The organism is Microbacterium sp. ZW T5_56 (assembly GCF_044987425.1).
Lineage (GTDB): Bacteria > Actinomycetota > Actinomycetes > Actinomycetales > Microbacteriaceae > Microbacterium.
In genome coordinates, this window is record NZ_JBJDRI010000066.1 from 1 (window position 1) to 5,550 (window position 5,550).

At 68.4% G+C, this 5,550-nt stretch carries 4 protein-coding genes and 2 pseudogenes; 2 read left to right on the forward strand and 4 right to left on the reverse strand.

Annotated features, from left to right (window positions below; all coding sequences use genetic code 11):
* Window positions 1-129: 129 nt before the first annotated feature.
* Window positions 130-972: pseudogene (locus tag ACI3KU_RS18820) on the reverse strand (DUF817 domain-containing protein); the annotation flags it as partial.
* A gap of 38 nt (window positions 973-1,010) precedes the next feature.
* Entirely contained in the window at window positions 1,011-1,889 is an 879-nt protein-coding gene (locus tag ACI3KU_RS18825; protein WP_404923871.1) for a PHP domain-containing protein, read from the reverse strand.
* A gap of 64 nt (window positions 1,890-1,953) precedes the next feature.
* Here ACI3KU_RS18825 and ACI3KU_RS18830 point away from each other — a divergent pair, with 64 nt between their 5' ends.
* Window positions 1,954-2,982: an endonuclease/exonuclease/phosphatase family protein gene (locus tag ACI3KU_RS18830; RefSeq protein ID WP_404923872.1), complete on the forward strand. Its 1,029-nt coding sequence runs from the start codon at window positions 1,954-1,956 to the stop codon at window positions 2,980-2,982.
* A 33-nt stretch (window positions 2,983-3,015) separates the two neighbouring features.
* Window positions 3,016-4,428 carry an aminopeptidase P family protein gene (locus tag ACI3KU_RS18835; RefSeq protein WP_404923873.1) on the forward strand — a complete coding sequence of 471 codons (1,413 nt, stop codon included), beginning with the start codon at window positions 3,016-3,018 and terminating at the stop codon, window positions 4,426-4,428.
* Between the two features lie 130 nt (window positions 4,429-4,558).
* Here ACI3KU_RS18835 and ACI3KU_RS18840 read toward each other — a convergent pair whose 3' ends face one another.
* On the reverse strand, window positions 4,559-5,233 hold the full coding sequence (locus ACI3KU_RS18840) for an alpha/beta family hydrolase (RefSeq protein ID WP_404923874.1): 675 nt from the start codon (window positions 5,231-5,233) through the stop codon (window positions 4,559-4,561).
* Window positions 5,230-5,550: pseudogene (locus ACI3KU_RS18845) on the reverse strand (hypothetical protein); the annotation flags it as partial. The gene ACI3KU_RS18840 and the pseudogene ACI3KU_RS18845, both read right to left, overlap by 4 nt.

Below are 5,550 nucleotides of genomic sequence, written 5' to 3' on the forward strand. Positions count from 1 at the left end.
GCCGCCATCTACGCCAACTTCTTCACACACCACTGGATCTGGGACCTGCGCTGGGTGCTGACCGTGATCGTCGTGCTGTTGTGGGGCATGACGGTGATGCACGCGCGAGTGTGGCGTCGGCCGGCGCACAGGCGGACGTGGCGGATACACGAAGGTGACGAGCACGACGGAGATGATCATCAGCAGACCCCAGCTGGAGAGCTTGGACAGCGACACCAGCTGCCAGCCATCCGCCTGGCCCGGGTACTGCCAGGCGCCGAAACGGGTGCCGATGTTCTCCGCGATCCAGATGAAGACCGCCACGCCCAGGAACACCGGGATCAGGGGAAGGCGGATGGTCCGACGCCACACTCGCGCGTGCATCACCGTCATGCCCCACAACAGCACGACGATCACGGTCAGCACCCAGCGCAGGTCCCAGATCCAGTGGTGTGTGAAGAAGTTGGCGTAGATGGCGGCAGCGACGATAGCCGTCGCCCATACCGGCGGATAGCGCACGAACCCGAGATCGAACAGGCGATACACGCGCACCAGGTACGAGCCGACCGCGGCATACATGAACCCGGAGAACAGCGGAACGCCGGCGATCCGCAGCACACCACCGGCGTCGTACTCCCAAGACCCGACGTCCGTCTTGAACAGCTCCATCACGGTCCCGGTGATGTGAAACAGGACGATCACCCACACCTCACGACCGGCCTCCAGGCGGGTGATCAGCATGATGATCTGGATGGCGATGGCGATGAGGGTCAGCAGGTCGTTGCGCGTGAGCAGAAGGTCGTCAGGGTACAGCACGCGCACCAGCATGATGGCCAGCAGCAGCGCAGCGCCGAAGACGCAGGCCCAGGCCTGCTTGGCCACGAACACCGCGAACTCCACCGCCGCACCGCGCCAGCCGGTGTTCGGGGCGCGTGCCAGCAGTCGCCGCGCACGGGAGTCGATTCGGGCTTCGAGCCGCGTCGGGTTCAGCACCCCGCGACCCTAGCGCACGGATTCGAGAGGATTCCCGCTCAGGCGTCCGGCGGGTAGACCGGCGCCGTGCCGGTTCCCTCGCTGATGATGGCGGCGACGTTCTCCTCGGTGGTGGTGTTCTCGCCGGGGCGGTTGGGCTTACCGGTGCCGTGGTAGTCGCTTGATCCGGTGACGATCAGGTTGTAGCGCTTGATCAGAGCGCGCAGTGCCCGCTTGCCGTCGGCGGTGTTCTCCCGATGATCGATCTCGAAACCGGCGAGTCCCAGCTCGATGAGCTCTTCCAAGATGGTGATCGGGAGCATGCCGGCGCGGCCGTGTGGTGCGGGGTGCGCCATGATCGGTACTCCCCCGGCGTCACGGATGAGCCGCACGGCCTCGCGCGGATCCGGAGAGTACAGCGGGACGGTGTAGCCGGTGCGCGGGTGCAGGATGCCGGCGAAAGCCTCCTCCCGATCCTGAACGATGCCGCGGGCGATCAGCGCGTCGGCGATGTGGGGCCGCCCGATCGTCGCATCCTCGAGGCGCTGGGCGAGGACGTCATCCCAGGTGAGTGTGTAGTCGGCGGCGATGTTACCCACGATCCGCTCGGCGCGACCGAGTCGATCCGCGCGGATACGCTCGGTCTCGGCGACGAGGTCGGCGTCTTGGGGATCGAACAGATACGCCAGCATGTGAATGCTCTGCCACTGGTAGCGCGTTGACAGTTCCATGCCGGGAATCAGCGTCATGCCGAGTTCGCGTGTGCGCGCCGCCGCCTCGCTCCACCCTGTCGTGGTGTCGTGATCGGTGAGGGACACCGTGCGCAGGCCGTGCGCATGTGCTGCCGAGATCACATCCGTCGGGTGCTCGGTGCCATCCGAGCGCGACGAGTGCAGGTGCAGGTCGGCGGGACCGCGGAAGCGCACGTCGATGGTCATCTTCTGAGCGTATCGCGGGCATGCGCGGACCGTTCTCTCAGCGGGGCGGCCTAGGCTCGCAAGCGTGTTGCGAATGCTCGGTCTGTTGATCACGGTGTGCGCCGCGATCGCAACGGCGATCGTGACGTGGCCGCAGTTCTTCCATCTCGAGCGCACCTTCCCGTTCGCCCAGGGCGTCGCCTCGCGCGGACTCCTGGCGGTCGTCTTCGTGTGCGTGGCCATCCTCGCCCTGCTGCTTTCCTTCGCGAAGTCGATCCGCGGTTTCGCGGCTTCGCTCGCGATCATCGGCATCATCGGTGCCGGCGCGAACGGCGCGATCCTCGCCGTGCGCGGCTTCGGCACGCAGGCCCTGCCGGAGAAGACGGCGACGAGCCTTCGCGTGATGGCGTGGAACACGGCCGGTGAGGCGACACCCGCGGACACCATCGCGGAAACGGCCGTGGCCATGGACGCCGACATCGTCTCGCTGCCCGAGACCGCGGAGTCGGTGGGTGAGCGCGTCGCCGTCGCCATGCGCGATCTCGGGCGTCCGATGTGGGTGTTGCACGTCTCGTTCAACCAGACCGACTACGAGGGTCCGCAGGCGTGGGAGACCACGATCCTCATCTCCCCCCAGCTCGGCGACTACTCGGTGATCCAATCGTCAGAGGACGGCACCAGCAACACCGGGTCGCTGCCCAGCGCGGTGGCCATGCCCGTCGATGGCGATGGCCCCACAATCGTCGCCGTCCATGCGGTCGCCCCGCGCCCGGCGCAGATGTCCGGGTGGGAGAAGGACCTGCAGTGGATCGCCGATCAGTGTGCCGACGGCAACGTGATCCTGGCTGGCGACTTCAACGCCACGATCGATCACATGGCCTCCCTCGGCACCGGTGACGGACAGATGGGCCAGTGCACGGATGCCGCGGCCATCACCGGCAACGGCGCAGTGGGCACCTGGCCGACGGGCATCCCGGCACTCGCGGGCGTTCCGATCGACCATGTGATGACATCGAAGTCCTGGACGGCGACGGGCTCCGTGGTGCTGCGCTCGCTCGATGACTCCGGCAGCGACCACCGCCCTCTCATCGTCCAGCTGGAGCCGACCGGCTGATCTTCGCGCACCCCCTCGTGAGAGGATGGATGCATGAGCACGACAGGTGACGAGGCCCCCGTGGCCGAGACCGAGACTCCCGCAGTCAGCAACCGCAAGCAGCCGTTCCCCCAAGGATTCCTCGACACCATCTCCGAGGGGTGGGCCGAGCGCGACGAAGCGCCGGCACCCGCTCGCGAGCAGGCCGCTTTCGCCGCGCGTCGGCGTGCTGCGGTATCGGCGGCGTTTCCCGGTCAGCGACTGGTGATCCCGGCCGGCGCCGTCAAACAGCGCAGCAACGACACCGACTACCCGTTCCGCGCGCATTCCGCGTTCAGCCACCTGACCGGGTGGGGAAGCGAGTCCGAGCCCGATTCGATGCTGGTGCTCGACCCCACCGATGACGGGCACACGGCCACGCTGTACTTCCGCGAGCGGGCCGACCGCACCACGTCCGAGTTCTACTCCGACGCCTCGATCGGCGAGTTCTGGATTGGCCCTCGTCCGTCCCTGGGCGCGGTGGCGGTGGACCTCGGTCTGCAGACCGCGCACGTCGATTCGTTCGAGGCACACGAGGGCGACCTGGTCGTCGAGAGCGATGACGCCCTGACCTCGTTCGTCTCGGAGCTGCGATTCGTCAAGGACGAGTACGAGATCGCGCAGATGCGCGAGGCCGTCCGTGTCACCGCCGACGGTTTCGACGACATCATCCGCGAGCTTCCGCGCGCCATCGCCCACGCGAAGGGCGAGCGGGTCGTGGAGGGGGTCTTCCACCAGCGCGCGCGCACCGACGGCAACTGGGAAGGCTACGACACGATCGCGGCGTCGGGAGCCCACGCCACCTACCTGCACTGGACCCGCAACGACGGCGCCGTCCGCCCGGGCGATCTCATCCTCGTCGACGCCGGTGCCGAACTCGACAGCCTCTACACGGCCGACATCACCCGCACGCTGCCGGTGTCCGGGACCTTCACCGACATCCAGCGCAAGATCTACGAGGCGGTGCGGGAAGCGGCCGATGCGGCCTTCGCCATCGTGAAGCCGGGCATCCGCTTCCGCCAGGTGCACGAGACCGCCATGACCGTGATCGCGGCGCATGTGGCCGAGTGGGGCCTGCTTCCGGTCACGGCCGAGGAGGCCCTGGATGCCGATCGCGGCGGCCAGCACCGCCGGTACATGGTCCACGGCACCAGCCACCACCTCGGCATCGATGTCCACGACTGTGCTGCGGCTCGTCGCGAGATGTACTACGACGGCGCCATCGAGGAGGGCATGGTCTTCACGATCGAACCCGGCCTGTACTTCCAGGCGGACGATCAGACCGTGCCTGCGGAGTACCGCGGCATCGGCGTCCGCATCGAGGACGACATCCTCGTCACCGCAGACGGTGCCGAGAACCTCTCGGCTGCGATCCCGCGCACGGCAGACGACGTGGAAGCCTGGATCGCCCGCGTGCAGCGCGGCTGATCACCGATACGACGAGACGCCCGCGTGAGGAGATCCTCGCGCGGGTGTCTCGTCGTGTTTGGAGTTCAGCGCAGGATCTCAGCGTTCAGGATCTCGGCGTTCAGGATCTGAGCGTTCAGGATCTCAAAGTTCAGCCCAGAAGGAAGTCGCGCACGATCGGTGCCAGCTCGGCCCCGATCACGTCTGCCGGGCGCTTGTGTCCCTTGACCTCGAAGCCGTGCGTTGCGCCCTCCACCCAGTGCAGGCGCGCGTTGGCGCAGGCAGCCACGGCCTCTTCCAACTGGGCGTGCGGATCGACGAAGGGGTCGCGGGTGCCGGAGACGAACAGCTGAGGCTGCGCGATCTTCCGCAGGTGCTCGACGCGCGGCGACTCCGGCTTCCCCGGCGCATGAAGCGGGTAGCCGAGGTAGACCAGCCCTGTCGTGGGGAGTCCGTCGGCCACCGCCATCGAGGCCATCCGTCCGCCATACGAGCGCCCGGCGAACCAGACAGGGCCCGCCAGATCGGGGTGCTCGCCTGCGTGCGCGGCGACGGCGGCCCAGGCAGCCAGCGCGTGCGTCGCGGGGCCGGGCATTCGACGCCCGGCCTCGACGTAGGGGAAGTTGAAGCGCACCGTGGCGATGCCGCGCTCTCGCAACGCCGTCGCCATCCCCACCAGGAAGCCGTGATCCATCGTCGATCCCGCGCCGTGGGCGAGGATGAGTGTGGCTCGGGCGTCGGCGACGGGCTCGACGGCGATGTGAATTGCAACCTCCGTCCCCGTCGGCAGCAGGACAGGGATCGTGGACGTACCGCCGGGTGTCACGGGCGGCGCTCGGCGCCGTCGTCCGTCGCCGTGTCGCTGTCGCTGTCGCTGTCGCTGTCGCTGTCGGGGGCACCGTCGATGACGTCGCCCGGAGCCTGGTCGGCGGCAGGAGCCGGAGCCGAGCTGTCCGCAGGCGCGACGGCATCAGGGGCAGCCGGACCCCCAGGGGCAGCCGGACCCTCAGGGGCAGCCGGCCCCTCAGGGGCAGCCGGACCCTCAGCGTCGGCCCGGGCCTCGCCGGTGGCGGGGTTCACGCGCACACCGACACGGGGCGGGCCCTCGGGGCGCTGCGCGGCGGGGGTCGACCCGTCTCCTAT